Origin of the sequence: Pseudomonas frederiksbergensis, from assembly GCF_035751725.1 — a bacterium.
In the GTDB taxonomy this organism is placed as follows: domain Bacteria; phylum Pseudomonadota; class Gammaproteobacteria; order Pseudomonadales; family Pseudomonadaceae; genus Aquipseudomonas; species Aquipseudomonas frederiksbergensis_A.
Window position 1 is genome coordinate 3197701 of the sequence record NZ_CP142104.1, and the last position, 24406, is coordinate 3222106.

General features: G+C 61.4%; 22 protein-coding genes. 7 read left to right on the forward strand and 15 right to left on the reverse strand.

Annotation, left to right across the window (positions count from 1 at the left end; genetic code table 11):
• Positions 1–6: 6 nt before the first annotated feature.
• The 8 genes from VQ575_RS14245 to VQ575_RS14280 form a co-directional block, all read right to left on the reverse strand.
• Positions 7–2382 carry an efflux RND transporter permease subunit gene (locus VQ575_RS14245; RefSeq protein WP_039589954.1) on the reverse strand — a complete coding sequence of 792 codons (2376 nt, stop codon included), beginning with the start codon at positions 2380–2382 and terminating at the stop codon, positions 7–9.
• A gap of 43 nt (positions 2383–2425) precedes the next feature.
• Positions 2426–3478 carry a WD40/YVTN/BNR-like repeat-containing protein gene (locus tag VQ575_RS14250; protein ID WP_325917735.1) on the reverse strand — a complete coding sequence of 351 codons (1053 nt, stop codon included), beginning with the start codon at positions 3476–3478 and terminating at the stop codon, positions 2426–2428.
• Positions 3479–3736: 258 nt separating this feature from the next.
• Positions 3737–6394 carry an aminopeptidase N gene (gene pepN, locus VQ575_RS14255; RefSeq protein WP_325917737.1) on the reverse strand — a complete coding sequence of 886 codons (2658 nt, stop codon included), beginning with the start codon at positions 6392–6394 and terminating at the stop codon, positions 3737–3739.
• Between the two features lie 13 nt (positions 6395–6407).
• Positions 6408–7238, reverse strand: coding sequence for a DUF2797 domain-containing protein (locus VQ575_RS14260; RefSeq protein WP_039589948.1), 831 nt, complete (start codon positions 7236–7238; stop codon positions 6408–6410).
• A complete protein-coding gene (locus VQ575_RS14265) occupies positions 7235–7495 on the reverse strand; it encodes a YeaC family protein (protein ID WP_030142618.1) in 261 nt (86 codons plus the stop codon). The genes VQ575_RS14260 and VQ575_RS14265 overlap by 4 nt, the downstream gene beginning before the upstream one ends.
• 45 nt (positions 7496–7540) lie before the next feature.
• Positions 7541–8413: a rhomboid family intramembrane serine protease gene (locus VQ575_RS14270; protein WP_198726315.1), complete on the reverse strand. Its 873-nt coding sequence runs from the start codon at positions 8411–8413 to the stop codon at positions 7541–7543.
• Positions 8410–9384 carry a metallophosphoesterase gene (locus VQ575_RS14275; protein WP_411829975.1) on the reverse strand — a complete coding sequence of 325 codons (975 nt, stop codon included), beginning with the start codon at positions 9382–9384 and terminating at the stop codon, positions 8410–8412. Before VQ575_RS14275 ends, VQ575_RS14270 begins: the two co-directional genes overlap by 4 nt.
• Positions 9381–10271 carry an NAD(+) kinase gene (locus VQ575_RS14280; RefSeq protein WP_030142621.1) on the reverse strand — a complete coding sequence of 297 codons (891 nt, stop codon included), beginning with the start codon at positions 10269–10271 and terminating at the stop codon, positions 9381–9383. The genes VQ575_RS14275 and VQ575_RS14280 overlap by 4 nt, the downstream gene beginning before the upstream one ends.
• A 105-nt stretch (positions 10272–10376) precedes the next feature.
• Between VQ575_RS14280 and VQ575_RS14285 the strand changes: the two genes are divergently transcribed.
• Entirely contained in the window at positions 10377–11327 is a 951-nt protein-coding gene (locus tag VQ575_RS14285; protein ID WP_325917738.1) for a DUF1853 family protein, read from the forward strand.
• A gap of 98 nt (positions 11328–11425) precedes the next feature.
• On the opposite strand, the gene VQ575_RS14290 is transcribed toward VQ575_RS14285, so the two are convergent.
• From VQ575_RS14290 to VQ575_RS14300, 3 genes are all read right to left on the reverse strand, one after another.
• On the reverse strand, positions 11426–12709 hold the full coding sequence (locus tag VQ575_RS14290) for an arsenic transporter (RefSeq protein ID WP_045156349.1): 1284 nt from the start codon (positions 12707–12709) through the stop codon (positions 11426–11428).
• A gap of 37 nt (positions 12710–12746) precedes the next feature.
• Entirely contained in the window at positions 12747–13097 is a 351-nt protein-coding gene (locus VQ575_RS14295; protein ID WP_198726322.1) for a metalloregulator ArsR/SmtB family transcription factor, read from the reverse strand.
• A gap of 133 nt (positions 13098–13230) precedes the next feature.
• Positions 13231–13788: an NADPH-dependent FMN reductase gene (locus VQ575_RS14300; protein WP_039589939.1), complete on the reverse strand. Its 558-nt coding sequence runs from the start codon at positions 13786–13788 to the stop codon at positions 13231–13233.
• Positions 13789–13975: 187 nt separating this feature from the next.
• Between VQ575_RS14300 and VQ575_RS14305 the strand changes: the two genes are divergently transcribed.
• Both VQ575_RS14305 and VQ575_RS14310 read left to right on the forward strand, forming a co-directional pair.
• Positions 13976–14206, forward strand: coding sequence for a hypothetical protein (locus tag VQ575_RS14305; RefSeq protein ID WP_039589937.1), 231 nt, complete (start codon positions 13976–13978; stop codon positions 14204–14206).
• 86 nt (positions 14207–14292) lie between these two features.
• Complete coding sequence (locus tag VQ575_RS14310; RefSeq protein WP_325917740.1) at positions 14293–15186, forward strand: LysR substrate-binding domain-containing protein; 894 nt, start codon at positions 14293–14295, stop codon at positions 15184–15186.
• On the opposite strand, the gene VQ575_RS14315 is transcribed toward VQ575_RS14310, so the two are convergent.
• The 4 genes from VQ575_RS14315 to VQ575_RS14330 all read right to left on the reverse strand — a co-directional run bounded on the left by VQ575_RS14315 (position 15152) and on the right by VQ575_RS14330 (position 18072).
• The gene (locus VQ575_RS14315; protein WP_039589933.1) at positions 15152–15766 is read right to left on the reverse strand and encodes a GNAT family N-acetyltransferase; all 615 of its coding nucleotides are present in this window, start codon (positions 15764–15766) and stop codon (positions 15152–15154) included. The genes VQ575_RS14310 and VQ575_RS14315 overlap by 35 nt on opposite strands.
• Positions 15767–15933: 167 nt before the next feature.
• Entirely contained in the window at positions 15934–16695 is a 762-nt protein-coding gene (dnaQ, locus tag VQ575_RS14320) for a DNA polymerase III subunit epsilon (protein WP_045156345.1), read from the reverse strand.
• A gap of 79 nt (positions 16696–16774) precedes the next feature.
• On the reverse strand, positions 16775–17227 hold the full coding sequence (gene rnhA / locus VQ575_RS14325; RefSeq protein ID WP_039589929.1) for a ribonuclease HI: 453 nt from the start codon (positions 17225–17227) through the stop codon (positions 16775–16777).
• An 86-nt stretch (positions 17228–17313) separates the two neighbouring features.
• Complete coding sequence (locus VQ575_RS14330; RefSeq protein ID WP_039589928.1) at positions 17314–18072, reverse strand: class I SAM-dependent methyltransferase; 759 nt, start codon at positions 18070–18072, stop codon at positions 17314–17316.
• 65 nt (positions 18073–18137) lie between these two features.
• Between VQ575_RS14330 and gloB the strand changes: the two genes are divergently transcribed.
• From gloB to VQ575_RS14350, 4 genes are all read left to right on the forward strand, one after another.
• Positions 18138–18905: a hydroxyacylglutathione hydrolase gene (gene gloB, locus VQ575_RS14335; RefSeq protein WP_039590092.1), complete on the forward strand. Its 768-nt coding sequence runs from the start codon at positions 18138–18140 to the stop codon at positions 18903–18905.
• A 99-nt stretch (positions 18906–19004) separates the two neighbouring features.
• Positions 19005–20453 carry a transglycosylase SLT domain-containing protein gene (locus tag VQ575_RS14340; RefSeq protein WP_039589927.1) on the forward strand — a complete coding sequence of 483 codons (1449 nt, stop codon included), beginning with the start codon at positions 19005–19007 and terminating at the stop codon, positions 20451–20453.
• 271 nt (positions 20454–20724) lie between these two features.
• Positions 20725–22554 (forward strand): extracellular solute-binding protein, encoded by a 1830-nt coding sequence (locus VQ575_RS14345; RefSeq protein ID WP_162488969.1) that lies wholly within the window; start codon positions 20725–20727, stop codon positions 22552–22554.
• Positions 22551–24404 (forward strand): extracellular solute-binding protein, encoded by a 1854-nt coding sequence (locus tag VQ575_RS14350; RefSeq protein WP_039589924.1) that lies wholly within the window; start codon positions 22551–22553, stop codon positions 24402–24404. Before VQ575_RS14345 ends, VQ575_RS14350 begins: the two co-directional genes overlap by 4 nt.
• Positions 24405–24406 lie beyond the last annotated feature (2 nt).

The window sequence follows — 24406 nt, forward strand, 5'->3', positions numbered from 1 at the left end:
GCGCCATCAATGGGCGAACAACGAATTGCCCTTCTGCCCCGCCAGTTTCTCAGGCTTGATCAGGAACCGCGCCAACGCCGGCAGCAGCCACAGCGCCCCGAACATGTTCCACAGCAGCATGAATGTCAGCATCAAGCCCATGTCGGCCTGGAACTTGATGGCCGAGAAGATCCAGGTGCACACGCCGATCGCCAGGCAGAGGCCGGTAAACAACACCGCTTTGCCGGTGGACTTCAACGTCTGGTAATAGGCCTCCTGCAACGGCAAGCCGGCGCGCAGGAAACTCTCCAGGCGGCTGTAGATATAGATGCCGTAGTCCACGCCAATCCCCACGCCCAACGCCACCACCGGCAGAGTCGCGACCTTCACGCCGATGCCCATGAACGCCATCAAGGCGTTGCCCAGCACCGACGTCAGCACCAGCGGCAGGACGATGCACAGCGTCGCCGCCCAGGAACGGAAGGTGATCATGCACATGGTCGCCACGCAGATGTACACCAGGATCAGGATGATCAGTTCCGATTCCTTGATCACCTCGTTAGTGGCCGCCTCGATGCCCGCGTTACCTGCCGCCAGGATGAACTCCAGGCCCTCGCGGTTGTTGTCCTTGGCAAAGTCCTGCACCGCCTTCACCGCACGATCCAGGGTCTCGGCCTTGTGGTCGTTGAGGAACACCAGCACCGGTGCAAGTGAACAACTGTTGTTGTACAGGCCATCGGCCCGGGCAATGGAGCTGTTGAGCACATCAGGGTTGCGCGACAGCGTTTCCCATTTCAGGTTGCCCTCGTTCATGCCCTTGATCATTTGCTTGGACACGGTCACCAGGGAAATTGCCGACTGCACGCCCTCGGTGTTCTGCATCTTCCACATCAGCTCGTCGATCGGCGCCATGGCTTCATAGCGCGAACAACCTTCGGACTTGGTCTTGACCATCACCACCAGCACATCGGAACTGGTGGAGTAATTGCTGATGATGAAATTGTTGTCCTGGTTGTAGCGCGAATCCGGACGCAGCTCCGGCGCGCCCTGGTCCAGGTCGCCGATCTTCAGGTTCTGGCTGTACCAGAGGCCGCCGCCAAACGCGATCACGGCCAGGGCGATCGATACCGGCGCCACCTTGGCGCTGGCGAAGTTCGACAATGTGCGCCAGAACGGGTGTTCGCGGGTCGCGTCTTTTTTGCTGCGTTCCACGGCGCGTTTGCTGATGCCGACGTAGGAGATCGCCACCGGCAGCAGGATCAGGTTGGTGAATACGATGACCGCCACGCCGATGGAGGCACCGATGGCCAGTTCGCGAATCACGCCGATGTCGATGATCAACAGCGTGATAAAGCCGACGGCGTCCGCCAGGATGGCGATCATGCCCGGCAGGAACAACTGCCGGAAGGTGCGCCGCGCTGCGGTCAGGGCGTTGTCCGCTTCGCTGGATTGCAGGGCGATACCGTTGATTTTCTGCACGCCATGGGAAATACCGATGGCAAAGATCAAAAACGGCACGAGCATTGAGTAAGGGTCCAGGCCAAACCCCACCGCGTGCATCAGTCCCAGTTGCCAGACCACCGCCACCAGGGTGGTGCTCAGTACTGCAATGGTGCTGCGCATGCAGTTCGTGAACCAGTACAACAGGATCAGGGTAATGACGAAGGCCACGCCAAAGAACATCACCACCATGACCAGGCCATCGATCAAGTCGCCGACTTTCTTGGCGAAACCGACGATGTGGATCTGCACATTGGGGTTCTGGGCTTCGAACTTGTTGCGGATCTTGTCTTCAAGTTCATGGGAAAACTTGCGGTAGTCCAGGGCGAGCAATTTGCCCTGGTCCTGCGGGTCCGGGTAGGACTCCAGCAACGGAATATCGATGATGCTCGATTTGAAGTCGTTCGCCACCAGCCGCCCGACCTGACCGGACTTGAGCACGTTGTTGCGCAACAGGTCGAGGCTGTCGGCCGAGCCGTCGTAACTCTGGGGAATCACCTCACCACCGGCAAAGCCCTCTTCCGTCACTTCGGTCCAGCGCACACTCGGGCTCCACAGCGACTTGAGCCCGGAACGGTCGACACCGGAAATGTAAAACACTTCGTCGTGGATCTGGCGCAGGGTCTCCATGTATTCCTTGGAGAAAATGTCGCCATCGGTGGCCTCCACGGAAATCCGCACCGTGTTGCCCAGGTTCGCCAGGTCGTTGCGGTGCTCGAGCATCTTCTCGATGAAGGGGTGCTCGAGGGGGATCATCTTTTCAAAACTGGTGGACGGCCGGATCAGCGTGGCCTGCCAGAACAGGAAGATGCTGACCAGCAGGCAAATGACTATCACTGCCGGGCGGTTGTTGAAAATCAGGCGCTCGAGGAACGTGGCCTTGTCTTGGTGATGACTGCTCATGGGGTCCGCCTTGTTGTTATTGTGCCCGTCTGACAGGTCCGGCTCATTTGCTCAGTTCGGCGCCAGTGGACGTGGTGGCGCGAACGCCGCCCTGTCCCGCCAGGATCAGGTTGCCGTTGCCTGCCGCCGTGACGGCCGCCACGGAGATGCGATCCGGGCGGTTGAACACGCTGAACGTCACGCCGTCGTCGGTGCTGCGGATCACGCTGCCACCGTTGCCGACAATCACGATGGCGCCGTCCGGCAACAGCGTCGCGCCCGACAAGCCGAACTCCAGCGCGCCACGGGCAGCGTTGAGTTCGACCTGCTCCCACGTCGTGCCAAAGTCGGCGGAACGATAAAGATTGCCACGAAGACCGTAGGCCAACAGCGTCGAAGACTGGGCGGTGCCGATGACGCCGAACAGCGAACCCTCGTACGGCCCCTGGAGTTTTTCCCAGGTCTGCCCCCAATCGGCGGAACGGAACATGCTGCCGGCCTCGCCCACGACGAACAGCCCGGCATCCTTCACGGCGGCGATGGCATTGAGGTGGTATTGATCTTCATTGTCGAGGCGGTCGCTGGCGTCTTCCCAGTGCTTGCCGCCATCGTTGGTTTCGTACAGCGCCCCGTAGGCGCCCACGGCGAAGCCATGGCTGGCGTCCTGGAACCAGATATCCAGCAACGGCGCTTCACGGGGCAGGTCTTCAAATTGCTTGGTCCAAGTGCTGCCGCCGTCCACGCTGGCGAGGATCTGCGCGTCGTGTCCCACGGCCCAGCCGTGCTTGTCGTCGACGAAAAAGACGGCGGTGAGCAATTGGCGTGTCGGTACCTTGGCCTGGGTCCAGGACGTGCCCTGGTCATCGGAATAGACGATATGCCCACGGTCACCGACCGCCACCAGGCGCTGGCCGGCATGCACCACATCGAGCATCAGGGTCTTGCTGGCCCTGGCCGACTCGACGGAATAGATGACATCGGACGTCGATGCGGCGACTGCCAGCACCGGCGCCGACAACACGACAGAGCCCAGCAGCGAGAGCGCCGAAGCCAGCAACGCAACTCGGCGCAGCATCGGCGGCCGGCAGCGGCCCGTTGCCATGACAGGCTCATTCATAGACCTTTCCCCCATTTATTATTGTTATGGCTTGGTACGTTGCCAGTCTTGGAGCATAGCCCTGAAACCTGCAATCTAGAGCTACTTCGCAAGCGAACCTATCCTATCGGGCTTTCGAAAGGTCTGACAATCGACGCCACGTTATCTTTTGTTAACCGGGGAGGATATCGGCCAAGGGTGAATCAGAAGACATTCGCGAGGGTGATGGATGCGGCGAGGGGATAAATCCCCTCGCCGCAAAAGTTAGGCAATGCCTGATTATGCCAGGCTCTTGCTCACCACCTCGAACACATCGGCCGACAGCCCGCCGGACGCCAGGATGCGCTCCAGTTCGGCTTTCATCAGTGCCTGGCGGGCGCTGTCGTATTTGCGCCAGCGGGTCAGCGGGGCCAGTTGCCGCGAGGCGATCTGCGGGTTGAAACCGTTGAGCTGGATCACCAGGTCCGCCAGGAAGCGGTAGCCCGAACCATCGGCGGCGTGGAAGTTGATCAGGTTCTGTCCGGCGAAGGCGCCGATCAACGCCCGTACCTTGTTCGGGTTCTTGATGGTGAACGCTGGGTGCTCCATCAATGCCTTGACCCGCGCCAGGCCGCCCGGCAACGGGCTGCCTGCCTGGACGCTGAACCATTGGTCCATGACCAGCGGGTTGCCCTTGAAGTTTTCCGCGAACACTTCGAGAGCGTGGGCCTTCTCGGTTTCGAACGGCGAGTTGACCAGCACCGCCAGCGCTGTCAGGCGTTCGGTCATGTTGTCGGCGGTGTCGAATTGATCCAGGGTCGCACTCAGCACTTCAGGCTTGCCGGTAAGCATCAGGTACGACAACGCAATGTTTTGCAGCGCGCGGCGGGCGAAATGCTCCGCCTCGGCCACGTATGGCGTGCGCTTGGACAGGTCGCGGTTGGCTTCATAACGCAGCCACAGGGCTTCGAACAGGTTCTCGGCCAACTGCTGGCGGGCGAACTCACGGGCGGTATGGATCGCCTCGACGTCGGCCACTTCGCTGATTTCCGTCAGGTAGGCTTCGCTTGGCAGCGAGAGCATTTCGGCGACCATGGCCTGGTCCAGGGACTCATCCGAGAGCACGCTGCGCAGCGCACTGACCAGGCGCGGATCCAACGTCAGCGTCGCGCCCTGCTGATGCTGGGTGATCAGTTCCTGCAACACCTGGACCGACAACTGCTGGCCGGCATCCCAGCGGTTGAAACCGTCGCTGTCATGCTGCATCAGGAACATCAGTTGGTCGCGGTCGTAGGGGAAGCTCAATTTCACCGGTGCCGAGAAACCGCGTAGCAAAGAAGGCAAGGGCTTTTCAGCGACATCGACGAACGTGAAAGTCTGTTCGGCTTCGGTCACCGAGATCACCCGGGTGGTGCCGCTGGCCGCCGATTCGCCGCTCAGGCGCAGGGGAATCTCGCCGCCCTGACTGTTCAACAGCCCCAGTTCCACGGGGATCACGAACGGCAGTTTTTCCGCCTTGTCCGGCGTCGGCGGGCAGCTTTGGCGGAACGTCAAGCGGTAGGTCTTGGCCGCCGCATCGTAGGACTCACTGACCGCCAGCCGTGGCGTACCGGCCTGGCTGTACCAGCGCTTGAACTGGGCCAGGTCGACGCCGTTGGCATCTTCCATGGCCTTGATGAAATCGTCGCAGGTCACGGCCTGGCCGTCGTGGCGCTCGAAATACAGGTCGCTGCCCTTGCGGAAGCCTTCGGCACCCAACAGGGTGTGGATCATGCCAACCACTTCCGAGCCCTTTTCGTACACGGTCAGGGTGTAGAAGTTGGAGATTTCGATGAAGCTGTCCGGGCGAACCGGGTGGGCCATCGGGCCGGCGTCTTCGGCAAACTGGTGGGTACGCAGGTACGCGACGTCCTGGATGCGCTTGACGGTGGCAGAGTTCATGTCGGCCGAGAAGCCGGCGTCGCGGAACACCGTGAACCCTTCCTTGAGCGACAATTGGAACCAGTCGCGGCAGGTCACGCGGTTGCCCGACCAGTTGTGGAAATATTCGTGGGCAACGATCGCCTCGACTCGCTGGTGCGCGGCGTCGGTGGCGGTTTCGGCGCGGGCCAGCACGGCGCTGGAGTTGAAGATGTTGAGGCCCTTGTTCTCCATGGCGCCCATATTGAAGTCGTTGACCGCGACAATCATGAAGATGTCGAGGTCGTATTCGCGGCCATACACTTCTTCGTCCCAGCGCATCGACTTCTTCAGGCTGGTCATGGCGTGCTGGCACTTGTCGATGTTTTCCGGCTCGACGTAGATGCGCAGCGCCACGGTGCGCTCGGTCATGGTGGTGAAAGTGTCTTCGACGCACCACAAGTCACCGGCCACCAGGGCAAACAGGTAGGCGGGTTTCTTGAACGGGTCTTCCCAGGTCGCCCAATGCCGCCCGTCTTCGCCAGGGCCGCTGGCAATCGGGTTGCCGTTGGACAACAGCACCGGATAGCTGTGCTGCTCGGCCACCACGGTGGTGGTGAACTTGCTCATCACGTCCGGGCGGTCGAGGTAATAAGTGATCTTGCGGAACCCTTCGGCCTCGCACTGGGTGCAGAACATGCTGCCGGATTTGTACAGGCCTTCCAGGGCGGTGTTGGTTTCCGGGTGGATACGCACCGTGGTATCGACCGTGAACGCCTGGGCCTTGGGTTGCAAGGTCAGGTGGCTGTCATCCAATTGATACTCGCCCTGCCCCAGGTCGGCGTCGTCAAGCTTGATCGACAACAACTCCAACAGCTGGCCATCGAGCACCAGCGGCGGCAACCCGGCGCCGCGCTCGGGGTTGCGGCGCATTACCAGTTGCGCATGGACCAGGCTGTGGTCCTCGAACAACTCGAAGGTCAGGTGCGTCTCGTCGATCAGGTACTCGGGGGCCTGATAGTCCTTCAGGTAGATCATCTTCGGTTGTTCGGTGCGCATGGGTCGAATCCTTCTACTGATGCACGGCGAGCTGGTAAGCCGTGTATTTACGAATATTGATCACGCCAGTGTCGAAAATCAGGTACTGGCCCTTGATTCCCAGCAGCGTGCCTTCGGCGATCGGGTTCTTGTCCAGGTTGAAACTGACGATCTTGGCCGGGTATTGCTCCACCGGATAACGGATCTCGATGGGTTCGACGTCCGCTATGGTCTGGATCGCTTGCAGGCCGAATCGTTCCTGAAGCCCCTGCAGGCCCTGGGCGCAGCTTTCGAAGAGCGAATCACGGATGGCGGGCAAGTCCACCGCCGCGGCTTCGCCCTTGAGCAAGGCGCGCCAGTTGGTCTTGTCGGCCACCTGGCTGCGGAACAGGTCTTCGACGAAGCCCGATTGCTGGCGGGTCGCGACGCGCAGGATCGGCAGCGCCTGGCTGGCGCCCTGGTCCAGCCAGCGGGTCGGCAGTTGCGTGGCACGGGTGATGCCGACTTTCACGCCGGAGGAATTGGCCAGGTAGACCACGTGATCGGTCATGCAGAACTGCTCGCCCCAGGCAGGATCACGGCAGGTGCCGGCGTCGAAATGGCAACGCTCGGGGCTCATGATGCACAGGTCGCACTGTGCCAGCTTGGTCATGCACGGGTAGCAATAGCCCTGGCTGAAGCTGGTCTTGGTCCGGCGCCCGCAATGGGTGCAGTGGATCGCCCCCAGGTATTGCAGGCGTATCGTGCTGCCAATCAACGGGTTGACCGGCACCTCGACGTCGCCCAGGCGAAAGGCGTATTGAACGGTCGGCCCGTCCAGGCGTGCCGACATCTTGCTGATTGCACCGCGGCCAATCTCGATCAATGGATGGCGTCCGACTTGAACAGGATATTCGGCACTTCGGTGGCTTTGGACTGGCACTCCTGCGGGCCCATGTAACCGGTGCGCTCTTCTTCGGGCAGGTTCTGGATTTCCCAGGCGATCATCGCCTGCAAGGACAGCTCGCGCTGCTCGGCGGTGAGTTTGTTGCCATCGGCCCATTTACCGATTTCCACAGCCAGCTTCAGGCTGCGGTAGATGTCGGGAGTGATGTTCTGGATCATTTCGTTGAAGGAAGACATGGGTTCTCCGCGCAATCGCGCATTCTCAAAAGACACAGGCGTCGGTCAGGAGGCCATTTTACGGCGAGCGAACAGCCCGCCCAACAATCCCGTGAAGCAACCGACGAGCAACCCGCCGACGTGGGCCGCGTTGGCGATTTCTCCGAAACCGATCAGCGAAACCAGGCCGGACAGGCACAGCAGCAACCACACCAGCATCATCACCAGTACCCCTCGGGGCAAATGATAGGCCGGGTTCGGTGCGAGCAGTTGGTAGATCCAGCAATGGCCCAGCAGGCCGTACAACACCCCCGACAACCCGCCGAACAGCGTCGGGCCACTGAAAAAATACTGGGCAAAATTGGAAACGAGGCTGAACAGCAGCGTCAGCCCCAACAGATTGATGCCACCCTGGCGCGCTTCGATCCGCCGCCCCAGCTCCCAATACCACATGCCATTCATGGCGATGTGCAGGAAGCCGAAGTGGATCAGCATCGGCGTCACCAGGCGCCACCACTGCCCCGCCGCCAGGCTATCGGCCAACGGGGCGAACTGGATGTAGTCGCCGACCACGCGAAATTCGAGGAACGTCAACCAGCGCAGGGTTCCAAGATTATCCCCGAGCAGGGTCACGGCGCTGACGACCAGGCTCAGCAACAGCACCAGCGCCGTCACAGGGCTGCGGGTCAGTTGCTGGACAAACCCCGGACGACGGGAGGTGTTGCCGATGGCCGGCAGTTCCAGCTGCTGTTCCGGATCGCCAGCGGGGAACCGCGCATACAGCGAGCGCACATCCTCGCTGATGTCATTCGGCACCCAGAGCACCTGCTCGCCCGCCTCTTCACTGACACGATGGGGAACCTGCATGCGTTGCAGCAGCTTGACGAAACCGCTCAGGTCCACCGCCAGGGGCAAGCGCAGCACCGCGACGACGCTCATTTCACCACCTCCGGACGCTCGACATCGACCCAGACGAACTTGTGCGGATCCAGGCGGGTTTCCTGGTCGAGGCGATACGCAACGAGCTTGCCATAGAGCACCGCGCTGTAGTCCAGGCACGCCAGGTTCGAGCGAATCGGCGAGGGCTTGCCGCTGCGCCAATAGTGACCGACGAACAGCATCGGTTCATCGACGCCGTAACGCAGGAGGTTGTTTTTCTCATCCGGCGTCAATGGCGTGCGTGCCACCGGCTCCGGCAACGCATCGGGCTGGAAGACGATATCGCCGTAGGTCTGCGGGTTGTCTTCCCAGAACTTGGTACGAAAGAACGCTCGCGTCAGGCCATCGCCGCCCGTCAGCGTCATGCCATGGGGCAAGCGCATGTCCGTGCCGCGCAGCAGGCGGTCGAACACCGTACAGGCGAAACTGCCGGATTCGGCCGACGCCTGGAGAAAATGCTCATCGACGCAGCCATTCGGGAACAAGCCCCGTAGCGGCTCGATCAGGCCGGCGTCCCAGCAGGCATGCACGACCCGGAAGCGACCGGCGTCGACAAACAGCGGCAGTTCATAGAACCAGTTGAGGAAATCATGCCAGTCACCAGGGTGCTGCTCGAACTGGCTCAGGGTCTCGTGAAGCAGGCGGGCATGGCGCGGCGTGTGTTCGCGCACGTAGCGCTGGCCGCTGCCGGGCAATGCCGGCGTGCTCCAACCCAGGGCATTGAATTCATGGTTCCCCATGATGCACAGCGCCTGACCGGCCTGCACCATGTCGTGGACGATGTGCAGCGCCTCGCGAATTCGCGGGCCGCGGTCGATGATATCCCCCAGGAACACGGCCATGCGCGACGGATGCCGCCAGACCCCGCCCTGCTTGTGGTAACCCAGTCGGTCCAGCAGGTGTTCCAGGGTCAAGGCGCATCCGTGCACGTCGCCGATCAGGTCGTAACTGCGCGCAGGATCGAGCATCAGTCGCCTCCACCCCCCAGACGACTGCCCCAGCCGAGCTTGGTCCGGCAGACTTCGTAGTAATTGTGATCCAGTGGGTGGATCAGGCGCAGCTTTTGCGCTTTTTTGCTGACGGTGATGGTGTCGCCCGGCGCGCAGGTGAAATGGTTCTGGCCGTCACACGACACTTGCGGGTAGATCTGCATATCCTTGGACACGACGATTTTCAACTCGCTGTTGCCATCGACCACGATGGGTCGCCCAGACAAGGTATGGGGGTACATGGGCACAATCACAATAGCGTCGAGCTTGGGATGCATGATCGGTCCGCCGGCCGACAGCGCATAGGCGGTTGAACCGGTGGGCGTGGCGACGATCAGGCCGTCGGCCTTCTGGCTGCAGACAAACTGGCCGTCGATGTACAGCTCGAACTCGATCATGCGCGTGGACTTGCCAGGGTGCAGCACTACGTCGTTGAGGGCATCGCCCTGGCCGATGGCCTCGGCGTGACGGCGAACCTCGGCTTGCAGCAGGAAGCGGTTTTCCACCAGGTAGTGGCCGTCCAGCACCTCGGCGACCTTGACCTCCAGCTCGTCAGGGCGGATATCCGTCAGAAACCCGAGGCTGCCCCGGTTGATCCCCAATACCGGGATATTGTGGCGCGCCAAGGCCCGTGCGGCGCCCAGCAGGCTGCCGTCACCGCCGACCACGATGACCATGTCGCAGACTTCGCCGAGCATCTTGCGCGACGACGTCTGCAGCCCATGACCCGGCAACACTTCGGCGATAGTGTCTTCGAGAATGACATGCAGGTGCCGCTCCAGGAGGAAGCGTTTGAGGCGGCGAACGGTGTCCAGCACCTGTGAACTGCCGAGGCGACCGATAATGCCGATATTGCGAAATTGCTCCATGAGGCTCCTGCGAGGGTCTGCGACGGGCGAAAAACACGATTATGGGCGAAAGCGCTCCGTAGACAAAATTCTTTAAGCCTCCAGCGCAACGGCTATGCTCGCAAGATGATCTTGTTCCCTGAATTGCTGGACCTGCCCCGCCGCCTGCGCCATCCCGAAGTGCGGGACCTGGCGTGGGTGATCGTCGCCCCGCCGATGCTCATCGACACGCCCTGGCCCCAGCGTCATCCTCTGGCGGGCAGCGACTGGGTGCAGCAGCCCCATCGGCTGGAACACTGGCTGCGCCAGCTGGACCATGACAGCTATCCGCTGCTGCACTGCCTGTCCCAAGGACGGACACGGCGCCTGGGCCTGTATTACGAAAGGTTGTGGCAGTTTGCCGTGCAACACGCACCCGGCATCGAATTGATGGCGGCGAACCTGCCGATCCGTCGTGAGGGCCATACGCTGGGGGAACTGGACTTGCTGCTGCGCGATGGTGAAGGTGTTCATCACCTGGAACTGGCGATCAAGCTGTACCTCGGCCCGCAACAGGGCAATGGGCACGACACCGCGCAATGGCTCGGCCCTGGCTGCCATGACCGGCTCGATCGCAAGCTGGCGCACCTGCGCGAACACCAACTGCCTATTTCGGCACGCCCGGAAAGTCGCGAGGCCCTGGCGGCGCTGGGCATCGAATCGTTTCGCTCACACCTGTGGCTCGGCGGCTACCTGCTCTACCCCTGGCCGGGCGAGGCCGAACCGCCGAGCGGCGCCCACCCCAGGCATTTGCGCGGCCGCTGGTTGCACCAGCGGGACTGGCCTGGATTCGTCGCCCAGCGTCCACCGGGCCGCTGGCAGCCCCTGCCCCGCGCCGCGTGGCTGGCCCCGGCCCATTATCCGCCGGACCAGGTCTGGGCTGCTGCGCAACTGGACGCCTGGCGAACCGCCCTCGACCCGATGGCGCCGGCGCAACTGATGGTGCGCCTGACGGAGAATGCCGAGGGCGAATGGGAGGAAGCCGAGCGGGCGTTCCTGGTGGCGGATCTATGGCCGGATGTACCGGGCAATGGCTGAGTCGTGCCGTGTCTGGCTCATTGTCTTCGCGAGCTGGCCCACAGTGCATTGTCTTTCACAGGTGGGAGAGAGCCTGCTCGCGAAGGGGTCGCTAGGGCCTAGAGGGACAACCGCACAGCCAACGCCGCCAGCGTTACCAGCAACACCGGCACCGTCAATACGATCCCGACCTTGAAGTAATAGCCCCAGCCGATGCGAATATCCTTGCGTGCCAGCACATGCAACCAGAGCAAGGTTGCCAGGCTGCCGATCGGGGTGATTTTAGGGCCCAGGTCGCTGCCGATGACGTTGGCGTAGATCATCGCCTCCTTCACCACCCCGGTAGCCTGGCTGGCGTCGATGGACAAGGCGCCGACCAACACCGTCGGCAGGTTGTTCATCAATGAGGACAGCAGCGCAGTCAACAGCCCCGTGCCCATGGCTGCGCCCCACACACCATAACCGGCGAAACCGTCAAGCCAATGGGCCAGGTAGCCTGTCAGGCCGGCGTTGCGCAGGCCATAGACCACCAGGTACATGCCGAGGGAAAAAATCACGATCTGCCAGGGCGCTTCCTTCATCGCCTTGCGGGTGGAAATCTTGTGGCCGCGAGCCGCCACGGCCAGCAGCAGCGCAGCGCAGACTGCGGAAATCGCGCTGATGGGAATCCCCAAGGGCTCCAAGGCAAAGCAGCCCAGCAGCAGGACCACCAGCACCACCCAACCGGCGTAGAACGTTGCCTTGTCATGGATCGCCGTCGCCGGATCGTCCAGTTGCCCGGGGTTGTAGTCCCGCGGTATGTCGCGACGAAACACCCACATCAATATCGCCAGGCTGGCCGCCACGCTGACCAGGTTCACCGGCACCATGACCGACGCGTAGCGGTTGAAACCAATGCCGAAGAAATCCGCCGAGACGATGTTTACCAGGTTCGACACCACCAACGGCAGGCTGGCGGTATCGGCGATGAAACCGGCGCCCATCACGAACGCCAGGGTCGCCGCGGGCGAGAACCGCAGGGCCAGCAGCATCGAAATCACGATGGGCGTCAGGATCAACGCCGCCCCGTCATTGGCGAACAACGCCGACACCAAGGCGCCAAGCAACACCATGAAGGCGAACAGCTTGCGCCCGCTGCCCCGCCCCCAACGGGCCACATGCAGGGCCGCCCAGGCGAAGAAACCGGCCTCGTCCAGCAGCAGGCTGATGATGATCAGCGCGACAAACGTGCCGGTGGCATTCCAGATGATCTGCCAGACCACTGCGATGTCACTGACGTGCACCGCCCCGCTCAGCAACGCCAGCACCGCGCCGAGCGTGGCGCTCCAGCCGACGCCCAAGCCTTTGGGTTGCCAGATCACCAGGATGATGGTCAGCAGGAAAATCAATGACGCGATGAGCATGGACCACAGCCTTGGAAGGAAACAGTAGGAAAAACGACTAGCAGCAACGTGCCGAAGGACGATCCGCCATCGCGTGCAAGCGCTGGACATCCGTCGCCAGCCAATGCGTATTGGCTGCCAATGCTTGCTGGAGCAAGGAACCAACCCAGGCAGGTAGTTGCGGATGCAAGCGGTAATAGACCCATTGCCCCTGGCGTCGGTCGCTGAGCAACCCGGCATGACGCAGCTGGGCCAAGTGCCGCGAAATCTTCGGCTGGCCAAGGCCAAGGGCAGCGGTGAGCTCACAGACACACAGCTCGCCTTCATGGGTAACCAGCAATGCGATACGCGTGCGGGTGTCGTCGGCGAGCGCCTTGAAGATATCGACGGGGTTTTGAAAATCGGACATGGCGCGGGCGAAGCCTGGATAAAAGAACTGCGAAGATATGGAATTTCGAATATTCGGTAAAGCGAGGATTGCAGCTTACCTCCATGGCAAGGAAACTTGCTTCCTTGCCACAGGGTGTGCCTGGACCTTCAGATCAAGCTTTCTTGTGCTGCTCCACCCATTTGCCATAGGCATCGATGAATTTCTGCAAGAAAGGCCTGACCGAATCCGCCAGGTTGCCCGCCTCGTCGAACGCGGTCCCGGCGCCGCTCAGATAAGCCTCCGGTTGCTGCATGCACGGCACGTCGAGGAACACCAGTGACTGGCGCAGATGATGGTTGGCGCCGAAACCACCCATCGCCCCCGGTGATGCGCTGATCACCGCACCCGGTTTGCCGCTCAGGCAACTTTGGCCGTAGGGGCGCGAGCCGACGTCGATGGCGTTTTTCAAGGGTGCTGGCACCGAGCGATTGTATTCAGGGGTCACGAACAGCAGCGCGTCGGCGGCACCTACTTTCTGGCGAAACGCCGTGTAGGCGGCCGGTGGCGAGACGTCGATGTCCTCGTTGTAAAGGGGCAAGTCACCGATTTCGACAATTTCCAGTTTCAGGTTGGACGCGGCCAGGTCAGCCAGCGCGAGGGCGATCTTGCGGTTGATCGACGCCTTGCGAAGGCTGCCCACTAAAACCGCAACGTTATACACATCACTCATGGGGGGGGGTCTCGACTGTCGGCTCAAAGGAAGCCTGTAGTTATAGATGATCGGCACGACAATTGGACCAATGGAATGTCGAAAACCGGCCAACCGGACTATTTTTTTCTTGTAGGAAAACTTACCGCGCTCGGCCAAGGTCTACAGGACCGCAAATCGAGTGATCTACTTCCAGAGGTTCTAAGCAATGGCAGCAGTACTTGTCGGACAGTTTCATGCACGAGACGCTGAAGGTCGCGTCTATTCCGTGCATGAATTCCAAGAATCAGACCCGTCCCTGGACGGCAGTGGCAAGGATGTCATCACCTATAAGCTGGCCATTGGCGACCGAGTCAGCAAGCTGGGCGGGGAAAAATTCATGTTGGTGCAGTCCGGCATCGAACTGATCCGCGAACCCGAACCGCAAATAGCGCTGTAACCCGGTTTCATGAGCAGAAGTCGTACCCGTAATTGGGTTAGGATTCAGCCACTCAATGGCTTACCTGCCTAATACGGACTTCTTGCATGCGTTTACGCCACATCGAAGTGATCCAGGCGCTGCTGCAGACCGGCCACCTTGGCACCGCGGCCGAATGGCTGCAATTACCGGTCGCCGAGGTCGAGTCGATCCTGCGGGATGCGGAGGCCCAGCTCGGCTTCATGCTGTTCGCCAGCGTGCGTGGACGGCTGCAGGCAACCCGCGAGACCCTGGCGTTGCGCGACGGCATCACGCGGCTTTACGACACCCTCGAACCGATCCAGCGGCTGGCCGGCAGCCTGAAACATCATCAAGCCCCGCCCCTGCGCATCATCTGCACCCCACCGCTGGCGCAACAGCTGTTGCCCCTGGGCATCGCCGCCCTGCGTCGGCGCCACCCGGACGCGCCTTGCACCCTGCTCAGCGAGCCGACCCGCAATATCGTCAAGAGCCTGTTGCTGCGTGAAAGCGACCTGGGCCTGAGCCTGCACAATCCGGAACACCCGGACATCCATTGCCAGACGATCGCCCAAGGCAAACTGCAATTGCTGGCGCCCCATGGCTGGCTGCAACCGCGGCAAAAATACATTTCGCTTCAAGACCTGGCAGGCCAGTCGCTGGTGGGGCTCGATGGTCACGACCCGCTGAGCCCGGCATTCGACCACAAGCTCGCGGCGCTGCGCCCCGCGCCGGTGATCCAGATCCGCGTGCAGACGCACCAGATGATGCGCGCAATGGTCGAAGCCGGCGAAGGCCTTGCCATTGTCGACCCATTCACCGCCTCGGGCGCCAAGGGCAGCGGGCTGGACATCTGCCCCGTGTCGCCGGCCGTTCCCATCTGCCTCTACGCGCTGAGCCTGAACGGTGCAGAGCCCTCGCCAACGGTCCAAGCGCTGCTGGAACGTATCAAGGAACAAGCCGGGGCGTTGCTGAACCACTGATCGTCATGCCCAGCGGATCGTCGAACAACCGGTACCAGAACAGCGCTACCTCGGCGGTATGCCGATCGATGCCGCGGTAGCGCAAATGGTCGACCCCGCCGAGCACATAGCCGCAACGCTCGTAGAGCCGGCACGCGCCCAGGTTGTTGTTTTGGGTCTCCAGCATGATGCCCGGCAGTTTTTTCTTGCGACTCCAGAACTGCGCAACATCGAGCAATGCCTTGGCCACGCCGTGACGACGAGCCGGGGCATGCACCGCCAATTCGTCGATATGGGCATAGCCATTCCAATTGGTACTGATCACCAGATGTCCCACCGGCTCGTCGTCCAGGTAGGCCATGAAGATTTCGCTGTCGGGAGCATCGCGGAAACTGCTGAACTCTTCAGGATCGATGCCGTAGCATTTGCGGTAGGGAACGATCGGCGTGACTGGCCACTGGCTCACCGGTCGACCAATCTGCGGCGTACCGTAGGCGCTGACTTCAAAACTGAAATCGCTGCCCCAGACGTACGCGGCGAAACCGTCGTCGACGACGCGTACCGACAGGCCGGGATGCTTGGGATTCGTGACCGGTTGCATACTGGGAAAGGTCCTCATTCCTTGAGGCAATCAACGGCACAGTGCCATCCATTGCCCTTGCCTCTCGAATCTTCACACATCAAGCGGGTATCCATGGCCTGCCTTACTTCAGGTTAGAAGGTACTGGCGATTGTCGCGAGAAATGCTCGCTCCCACAGGGTCATGTTTCAGTTCGCGGCAGCCTGCGCCTCAACCAGTTGCGTCCACAATGCCGGGGCACCGGCGGACTTGGCGATCGCTTCCAGACGCGCGGCATGCTCGGCCAGGTCGCTCTCGCTGGCGCGGATGATCCGGGCTGGCTTGCGGTCCGCCGGCAAGCGACGAATTTCCGTGGCCTGGTTGCCCGAGCCTTCACCTGTCCCGTTGCCGTCCGAGGCATTGCCGGCCAGTGACAGGCTGGTTTGCCCGCCGGTCATGGTCAGGTAGACGTCGGCGAGGATTTCGGAGTCGAGCAAGGCGCCGTGCAATTCACGACCGGAGTTGTCGACACCATAGCGCTTGCACAAGGCGTCGAGGCTGTTGCGCTGCCCAGGATGCCGCTCCCGGGCCATCATCAAGGTGTCGAGAATGGTGCAATGCCGGGTGATATCGGCGCGATCCTGCTGGCCCAGCAGGGCGAACTCATTGTTGATGAACCCGACGTCGAACGCCGCGTTATGAATAATCAACTGCGCACCCTGGATGAATTCGAAGAACTCATCGGCCACCTCGGCGAAACGCGGCTTGCCCACCAGGAATTCATTGGTGATGCCGTGCACGCCGATGGCACCCTCGTCACTTTCGCGGTCCGGTTGCAGGTAAACGTGGAAATGACGACCGGTCAGGCGCCGGCCGATCAGTTCGACACAGCCGATTTCAATAATCCGGTGACCGTCGGTCACCGGCATGCCGGTGGTTTCGGTATCCAGTACTACAGATCTGTTGGCCATCAGTGTTCAGCTCTCAACGGGCAGTCTTGCAAAAGCGCGGATGGTAACACGCCCATACCGCATCCTGACGAGGTCGGGATCAAGCCTGCTTATATCCGCGCACCTCATCCACGCCCCGGTTGGCCAACTGGTCGGCCCGTTCGTTGCCATGGTGGCCGACGTGCCCACGCACCCATTTCCACGTGACGTTGTGCCGGCTGACCTGCTCGTCCAGCAGTTTCCAGAGGTCGGCGTTCTTGACCGGTTCCTTTGCCGCCGTCTTCCAGCCGCGCTTCTTCCAGTTCGCCATCCACTCGTTGATGCCTTTCATCACATACTGCGAGTCGGTCACCAGCAGCACATCGCAAGGGCGCTTGAGCTCTTCCAGGCCGCGAATGGCCCCCATCAGTTCCATGCGGTTGTTGGTGGTATTGGCTTCGCCGCCCCAGAGCTCCTTTTCCACGCCCTTGAACACCAGCAACGCACCCCAGCCACCCGGGCCAGGGTTGCCCTTGCAGGCGCCATCAGTGAAAAGTTCTACGCTATCGCTCATGCCAATCAATCCAAAAAAACAAAGGCCGCCGCCCGGGACCGATCAATGCCCGGAGCCGGATACGGCCAGAACCATCAGAAAAAGGCTTACGGCTCGATGTGACGCCGATTGACCTTGGCCATCGGCAAGGGAATCAGCTTGCCCATCGGCTCACGTCGCGCCTGACGCACCGGACGCAGCCCGACAGCGATCTTGCGCGCCACCAATAGATAGAAGCCGCCGCCGGACAATTGCCAGGCACCCGCCTTGCGCTCCCAGCCGGCCAATCGGGCCTGCCACTTGGGCGACGCAAGCGGCGGACGATAGCACCCGAAGCGGCGTTTCTCCAGCGCGAAGCCCAGCAGGTTGAGCCAGTCGCCGACCCGCGAAGCCGAAATGCAACGGGCCTGGCGCAATGCGTCGCTGGCGAACACATGACGCAACCCCCAACTGCTCCAGGGATTGATGCCGATGATCAACAGATGCCCCCCGGGCCGCACGCTGCTGGCGGCCTCACGGAGCAATCCATGAGGCGACAGGCAGAAATCCAGCCCGTGCTGCATCACCACCACATCGGCGGCATGCTCGCTCAACGGCCAGGCCTGCTCTTCGCAAACGATTTCGACGCCCGGCAATGGCGCCCCCAGGCGGACATTGCGCTGGACCTGGGGCGCCGACGGCGGTGTTTGCGCCGACGGACCGTAATGCACCAGGTAGCCGCCAAAGAACCGGCCCAGCTCGTCTTCGAGCATGCGCCGCTCTTCTTCCAGCAGAAATTGCCCGACAGGGGAGGACAGCCACTCTCGGGCGGAGCTGATCAACGCCAGCCAGTCAGGATCGGCCTGAGCGAACGCTTCATCGGTCATTGCATTCTCCAACGCGCCAGGAAGTTCTAAGATGCGCCTTTGTTTTGAGCTTGGCGAATTCCACGATGATACAGATCACTGCCCTGCCCGCGTTTACCGATAACTACATCTGGTTGTTACAGGATCACTCGACGCAGCGCTGTGCCGTGGTCGACCCAGGCGATGCCGCGCCAGTGCAACACTGGCTCGACGCCCATCCGGACTGGATCTTGAGCGACATCCTGGTTACTCACCATCACAATGACCATGTCGGCGGTGTCGCCGCGCTGAAAAATGCGACCCACGCCACCGTCTACGGCCCGGCCAGCGAAAACATCCCGGCGCGTGACATCGCCCTGGGCGACAATGCGAAAGTCAACGTGCTGGGCCTGGATTTCGATGTCTACGCCGTCCCCGGCCACACGCTGGGGCATATCGCCTACTACCACCGCGGCCTGTTGTTCTGCGGTGACACGCTGTTCGCTGCCGGTTGCGGCCGGCTCTTCGAGGGCACGCCCGAACAGATGCACCATTCCCTGAGCCGACTCGCCGCGCTCCCCGAAGATACGCTCGTCTACTGCACCCATGAATATACCTTGAGCAATCTGAAATTCGCCGCCGCCGTCGAACCGACCAATCCGGACGTTGTCGCCCGCCTGGAGAAAGTCAACCAGCAGCGCGGCCAGGGCATCATCACCCTGCCTTCGACCCTGGCGCTGGAAAAACTCACCAATCCGTTTTTGCGCACGACTGAAACATCCGTTAAACAAAAAGCAGACGAACGGAACGGCCAGCGAAACCAGACGCCGAGTGAGGTTTTTGCGGCCTTGAGGGCCTGGAAAGATAAGTTCTAAGGCAGCTACCGATTGATACAAAAATTCTGAATGGTTGACCTGTTGGGGTGCGCTTCCTAGAATCGGCCGACATTTTTGCCCGGAACTTACTTCCAGCCAATGTCGTCATCTATTCGCAGGTCCGTCCAGTCAGACACACTGACCCGCTTGGCCCAGGCCATCGCGGTGGCTGTGTCCGCCACGCTGGCGGGCTGTCAGAGCACCGGCCAGGTGCCACAGAACGATGCTGCGCATAAGCCGAATGTCGCCGCGCGGGCCAAGCAAAAACCCGTATGGCTCACGGAAAAGCCCGCCCCCCAAGTGCCCCAGGACGTGTGGGAGCGCATGCGCCAGGGCTTCCAGCTCCAGGAAACCGCCGGCGTAAACCCGCGCATCGAGCAGCAGCGCCTGTGGTTCGCCAGCAACCCGTCGTTCCTGGAGAACGCCGGCGAGCGCGGCAGCTTGTACATCCATTACATCGTCGAGCGCCTGGAAGAACGCAACATGCCGCTGGAGCTGGCGCTGTTGCCGGTGATCGAAAGCGCCTACAACCCGATGGCCTATTCCCGGGCCAACGCGGTGGGACTGTGGCAGTTCATCCCCTCCACCGGGCGCTATTTCAACCTGCGCCAGACCCGTTTCTACGACGGCCGTCGTGACATTACCGCGTCCACAACGGCCGCGATGGATTACCTGACACGCCTGCACGACATGTTCAACGGCGACTGGCTGCTGGCGCTGGCGGCCTATAATGCCGGTGAAGGCACGGTCAGCCGCGCCATCGAACGCAACGAGAAGCTTGGCCTGCCCACCGACTACTGGAACCTGCCGCTGCCCAGCGAAACCCAGGCCTATGTGCCGAAACTGCTGGCGCTGTCCCAGGTCGTCCTGGCTCCCGACGCCTATGGCGTGAACCTCAACCCGATCGCCAACGAACCGTACTTCCAGGTTGTCGAGATCAACCAGCGCATGGACCTGTCGAAGGTCGCGGCGGTAGCGAATATCGACGAGGACGAGCTGTTCCAGCTCAACCCGGCATTCAAGCAACGCACCACCATCGACGGCCCGCAACACTTGCTGGTCCCGACGTCCAAGGCTCAATTGCTGACCGCTAGCCTCTCGACCATGCGCCCGGAAGAACTGATCAGCCCCCGCTCGCTCAAGCCGGTCTTCGAAACCGCCGACGACAGCGAAGTGGAAGGGGCCAGGCGCACCTACCGTGTCAAGCGCGGCGACAACCTGGCCCGGATAGCCAAGGCCAACAATGTCCAGACCAAGGACCTGCAACGCTGGAACAAACTCAGCGGCAACAAGCTCAAGGTTGGTCAGACCCTGGTGATGCAGGACGCCAAGGCCAGCAAGGCGAGCGGCAAGCGAATCAACACCGTCGTGGCCGCAAAGGGCAAGGAGCAAAAGAAGCAGACCCAATACAAGGTCAAGCAGGGCGACTCGCTATACGTCGTCGCCAAGCGCTTCAATGTCGAAATGCAACACCTCAAGCGCTGGAATCCGCGCATGGGCAAGGCGCTCAAGCCTGGGCAGATGCTGACGGTCTATTCCCCACATTGACACTGGGGTTCCTGTAGCTAGGGGCTTGTTGTGGCGAGGGGATTTATCCCCGCTGGGGCGCGAAGCGGCCCTAAAACCTGACAACTCGGTGTATCAGATAGATCCAGGGGGGCTGCTTCGCAGCCCAGCGGGGATAAATCCCCTCGCCACAACAGCCTACTACCCAGTAGGTATCACTGCCTACACAAGCTCCCGACTTTTTCCCGTCGATACAAGCTGTTACTGTACAGGCCATAAAAGCCCAAGCCGCCTGGATCGGATCCCAGACTTGATACGTCCCCTCCTCCTGCTCCTGATCAGCCTGGCATCGAGCCCTGCCGCCTACGCCACCATCAGCGAAAGCCATGGCTATGCCCAGTTCGGCACGCTCAAGTACCCGGCCCGATTCACCCACTTCGACTGGGTCAACCCGCAAGCGCCCAAGGGCGGTACCTTGCGGGTCATGGCATTCGGCACGTTCGACACACTGAACCCCTACACCTTCAAGGGCAGCAGCCCGGTTTCCACGGCGAATTTCCTGCAATACGGCATCAATGAGCTGAACGAGCCGCTGATGGTCGGCACGGGCCAATACGCGCCGTCCGGTGATGAGCCCACCTCAAGCTACGGCCTGATCGCCCAGTCGGTTGAGTACAGCGAGGACCGCAGCTGGGTGGTGTTCAACCTGCGGCCCGAAGCGCGCTTCCATGATGGCGTGCCGATCACGGCCTATGACGTCGCGTTCTCCTACCGGACGTTGCTCAAGGATGGCCACCCACAATATCGGACCAACCTGCAGGAAGTGCTGCGGGTCGACGTTCTCAATCCGTTGAAGATCCGTTTCGTGTTCAAGCGCTCGGGCAACCCCCTGCTGATCCTGCGCCTGGGCGAACTGCCGGTGTTGCCGCAGCATTACTGGAAAGACCGCGATTTCAAGGCCACCACCTTCGAACCGCCACTGGGCAGCGGCCCCTACCGCATCACCAAAGTGCAGCCAGGCCGCCAATTGGTGTTCGAGCGAGTCAAGGACTACTGGGGCAAGGACCTGCCAGTCAATCGCGGCAAGTACAACGTCGATCGAATGAACGTGGAGTTCTACCGCGACAGCGACGTCGCCTTCGAAGCCTTCAAGGCCGGCGAGTTCGATATCTACATCGAGCATCAGGCCAAGAACTGGGCCAACGGCTACAACTTCCCGGCGGTTAACCGGGGCGATGTGATCAAGGCGCAGATTCCCCATCGGATTCCGACCCAAACCCAGGGCCTGTTCATGAATACCCGGCGCGCCACGTTCGCCGAGATCAAGGTCCGTGAAGCCCTGGGGTTGATGTTCGATTTCCAGTGGACCAACCGCACACTGTTCAGCGGTGCCTACAAACGAACCCTCAGCTATTACCCCAACAGCGAATTCTCTGCCACTGGCCTGCCTGTCGGCCACGAATGGCTGCTGCTCAAACCTTATCGCGAGCAACTGCCGCCCCGATTGCTGACCGAGCCCTTCAGCCTGCCCGAAACCGACGGTCGCGGCATCCCACGGGAAACCCTGCGCAGAGCCTTGGGCCTGCTGAAGGAAGCCGGCTGGACGCTCCACGGCCAGCACCTGCTGAACGCCGATAGCCAACCGTTGCGCTTCGAGATCCTGCTGGTGAACCCGAACCTGGAGCGCATCCTGCAGCCCTACGTCGAGAACCTCGCCAGCATCGGCGTCCAGGCCCGCCTGCGCACGGTGGACCGCGCCCAGTACAAACAGCGCCTGGACCAGTTCGACTTCGACATGATCCTGCTGACCCTGGGCCAGACGCTCAGCCCAGGTCTTGAGCAGTGGCAGTATTTCCACTCCAGCCAGGTCGGGATCAAGGGCAGCAAGAACTATGCGGGGATCGCCAACCCGGTTGTCGACCATCTGCTGGAAAAACTGCTCGCCGCCCAGACCCGCGATGAGCAGGTCGCCGCTGGCAAAGCCCTGGACCGTGTGTTGCTATGGCAGCACTACTGCATTCCCAACTGGTATATCAATTATCATCGCCTGGCGTACCGCAACCGGTTCGCCTTTGTCACTACGCCGCCCTATACCCTGGGCTTGAGCGCCTGGTGGCTGAAATCTTCGGAGAAAGATCAATGAAGCCTATACGCGCCCTGCTCCTGCAGGCCGGCAGCCTGTTGTTCGCCGGGCTGGCCTGCGCCGCGCCGCAGCATGCCGTGACCCTGTACAACGAGCCGCCGAAATACCCGGCCGATTTCAAGCATTTCGATTATGTGAACCCCGATGCCCCCAAGGGAGGGGTTTTTCGCCAGGGCGGGTTTGGCGGCTTCGACAGTCTCAACCCGTTCATCAGCAAAGGCGTACCGGCCGACGACATCGGCCTGATCTATGACACGCTGGCCAAGCAAGGCCTGGACGAACCCTTCACCGAGTATGGCCTGGTCGCGGAAAAAATCGAGAAAGCCCCGGACAACGGCTGGGTGCGTTTCTATCTGCGCCCCGAAGCCCGCTTCAACGATGGCCACCCGGTCCGCGCCGAGGACGTGGTGTTCAGCTTCCAGACGTTGACCAAGGACGGCGCCCCGATGTTTCGCGGCTATTACAACGACGTCGCCGAAGTCATCGCCGAAGAACCGCTCAAGGTCCTGTTCAAGTTCAAGCACACCAACAATCGCGAGCTGCCATTGATCCTCGGACAATTGCCCGTCCTGCCCAAGCACTGGTGGGCCAGCCGGGACTTCAGCAAGGGCAACCTTGAAATCCCCTTGGGCAGTGGCCCGTACAGGGTCGCCGAAGTGAAGGCCGGTCGCTCGATCCGCTACGAGCGGGTGAAGGATTATTGGGGCAAGGATCTGCCGGTCAATCGCGGCTTCTACAATTTCGATGTGCTGGTCACCGACTACTACCGCGACAACACCGTGGCCGTCGAGGCGTTGAAAGCCGGACAGTTCGATTACTGGCTCGAAATGACTGCGAAAAACTGGGCCAACGCCTACAACGTCCCCGCCGTGACCGAAGGCCGGCTGATCAAGGAACAGATCCCCAACGGCAATCCCACCGGCATGCAAGGCTTTATCTACAACCTGCGCCGGCCGATCTTCCAGGATATGCGGGTGCGCAAGGCCTTGAGCCTGCTGTTCGATTTCGAATGGACCAACAAGCAACTCTTCAACGGGGCCTACGCCCGTACCCGCAGCTACTTCGAGAATTCGGAGATGGCCGCCACTGGCCTGCCTGGCGAAGATGAACTGGAGATTCTCGCCCCCCTGCGCGGCAAGATCCCCGAGCAGGTCTTCACCGAAGCCTTCCAGGCTCCGATGTGCGACGGCAGCGGGATGATCCGCGACCAACAGCGCAAGGCCTATCAACTGCTGCAAGAAGCCGGCTGGCGCATCGTCGACGACAGGATGGTCGATGCCCAGGGCAAACCGGTAGTGCTCGAATTCCTGCTGGCCCAAACCGACTTCGAGCGGGTCCTGCTGCCGTTCAAGCGCAACCTGAGTGACCTGGGCATCGAACTGGTGATCCGCCGCGTCGATGTATCCCAATACATCAACCGCGTGCGTTCCCGGGACTTCGACCTGGTAGTGGGCAGCTTCCCGCAATCCAGTTCGCCGGGTAACGAGCAGAGAGAGTTCTGGATGTCCGCCGCGGCCGACAAGCCTGGCAGCCGCAACACCATGGGCCTGAAAGACCCAGCCGTCGACCAGTTGGTAGAACAGTTGATCAACGCCGATTCGCGCAAGAGCCTGGTGGCACACGCCCGGGCGCTCGACCGAGTGTTGCAGTGGGGCTACTACGTGATTCCCAACTGGCACATCAAGACCTGGCGCGTCGCCTATTGGAACCACATCGGCCATCCGAAAGTCACGCCAACCTACGACATCGGCACCACCACCTGGTGGGTCAAGCCGGAGATCAAGCCAGCCGATGAAGTAGAGAAGCAGGTCATCGAGCAGCATATCGCCGCCCCTGCGAGCGTGGAGTAACC

Coding starts and splice junctions, on each gene's coding strand:
- VQ575_RS14245 (WP_039589954.1), bottom strand. CDS start 2,382: ATGAGCAGTCATCACCAAGACAAGGCCACGTTCCTCGAGCGCCTGATT.
- VQ575_RS14250 (WP_325917735.1), bottom strand. CDS start 3,478: ATGAATGAGCCTGTCATGGCAACGGGCCGCTGCCGGCCGCCGATGCTG.
- pepN (WP_325917737.1), bottom strand. CDS start 6,394: ATGCGCACCGAACAACCGAAGATGATCTACCTGAAGGACTATCAGGCC.
- VQ575_RS14265 (WP_030142618.1), bottom strand. CDS start 7,495: ATGTCTTCCTTCAACGAAATGATCCAGAACATCACTCCCGACATCTAC.
- VQ575_RS14270 (WP_198726315.1), bottom strand. CDS start 8,413: ATGAGCGTCGTCGCGGTGCTGCGCTTGCCCCTGGCGGTGGACCTGAGC.
- VQ575_RS14280 (WP_030142621.1), bottom strand. CDS start 10,271: ATGGAGCAATTTCGCAATATCGGCATTATCGGTCGCCTCGGCAGTTCA.
- VQ575_RS14285 (WP_325917738.1), top strand. CDS start 10,377: ATGATCTTGTTCCCTGAATTGCTGGACCTGCCCCGCCGCCTGCGCCAT.
- VQ575_RS14290 (WP_045156349.1), bottom strand. CDS start 12,709: ATGCTCATCGCGTCATTGATTTTCCTGCTGACCATCATCCTGGTGATC.
- VQ575_RS14295 (WP_198726322.1), bottom strand. CDS start 13,097: ATGTCCGATTTTCAAAACCCCGTCGATATCTTCAAGGCGCTCGCCGAC.
- VQ575_RS14300 (WP_039589939.1), bottom strand. CDS start 13,788: ATGAGTGATGTGTATAACGTTGCGGTTTTAGTGGGCAGCCTTCGCAAG.
- VQ575_RS14305 (WP_039589937.1), top strand. CDS start 13,976: ATGGCAGCAGTACTTGTCGGACAGTTTCATGCACGAGACGCTGAAGGT.
- VQ575_RS14310 (WP_325917740.1), top strand. CDS start 14,293: ATGCGTTTACGCCACATCGAAGTGATCCAGGCGCTGCTGCAGACCGGC.
- VQ575_RS14315 (WP_039589933.1), bottom strand. CDS start 15,766: ATGCAACCGGTCACGAATCCCAAGCATCCCGGCCTGTCGGTACGCGTC.
- dnaQ (WP_045156345.1), bottom strand. CDS start 16,695: ATGGCCAACAGATCTGTAGTACTGGATACCGAAACCACCGGCATGCCG.
- rnhA (WP_039589929.1), bottom strand. CDS start 17,227: ATGAGCGATAGCGTAGAACTTTTCACTGATGGCGCCTGCAAGGGCAAC.
- VQ575_RS14330 (WP_039589928.1), bottom strand. CDS start 18,072: ATGACCGATGAAGCGTTCGCTCAGGCCGATCCTGACTGGCTGGCGTTG.
- gloB (WP_039590092.1), top strand. CDS start 18,138: ATGATACAGATCACTGCCCTGCCCGCGTTTACCGATAACTACATCTGG.
- VQ575_RS14340 (WP_039589927.1), top strand. CDS start 19,005: ATGTCGTCATCTATTCGCAGGTCCGTCCAGTCAGACACACTGACCCGC.
- VQ575_RS14350 (WP_039589924.1), top strand. CDS start 22,551: ATGAAGCCTATACGCGCCCTGCTCCTGCAGGCCGGCAGCCTGTTGTTC.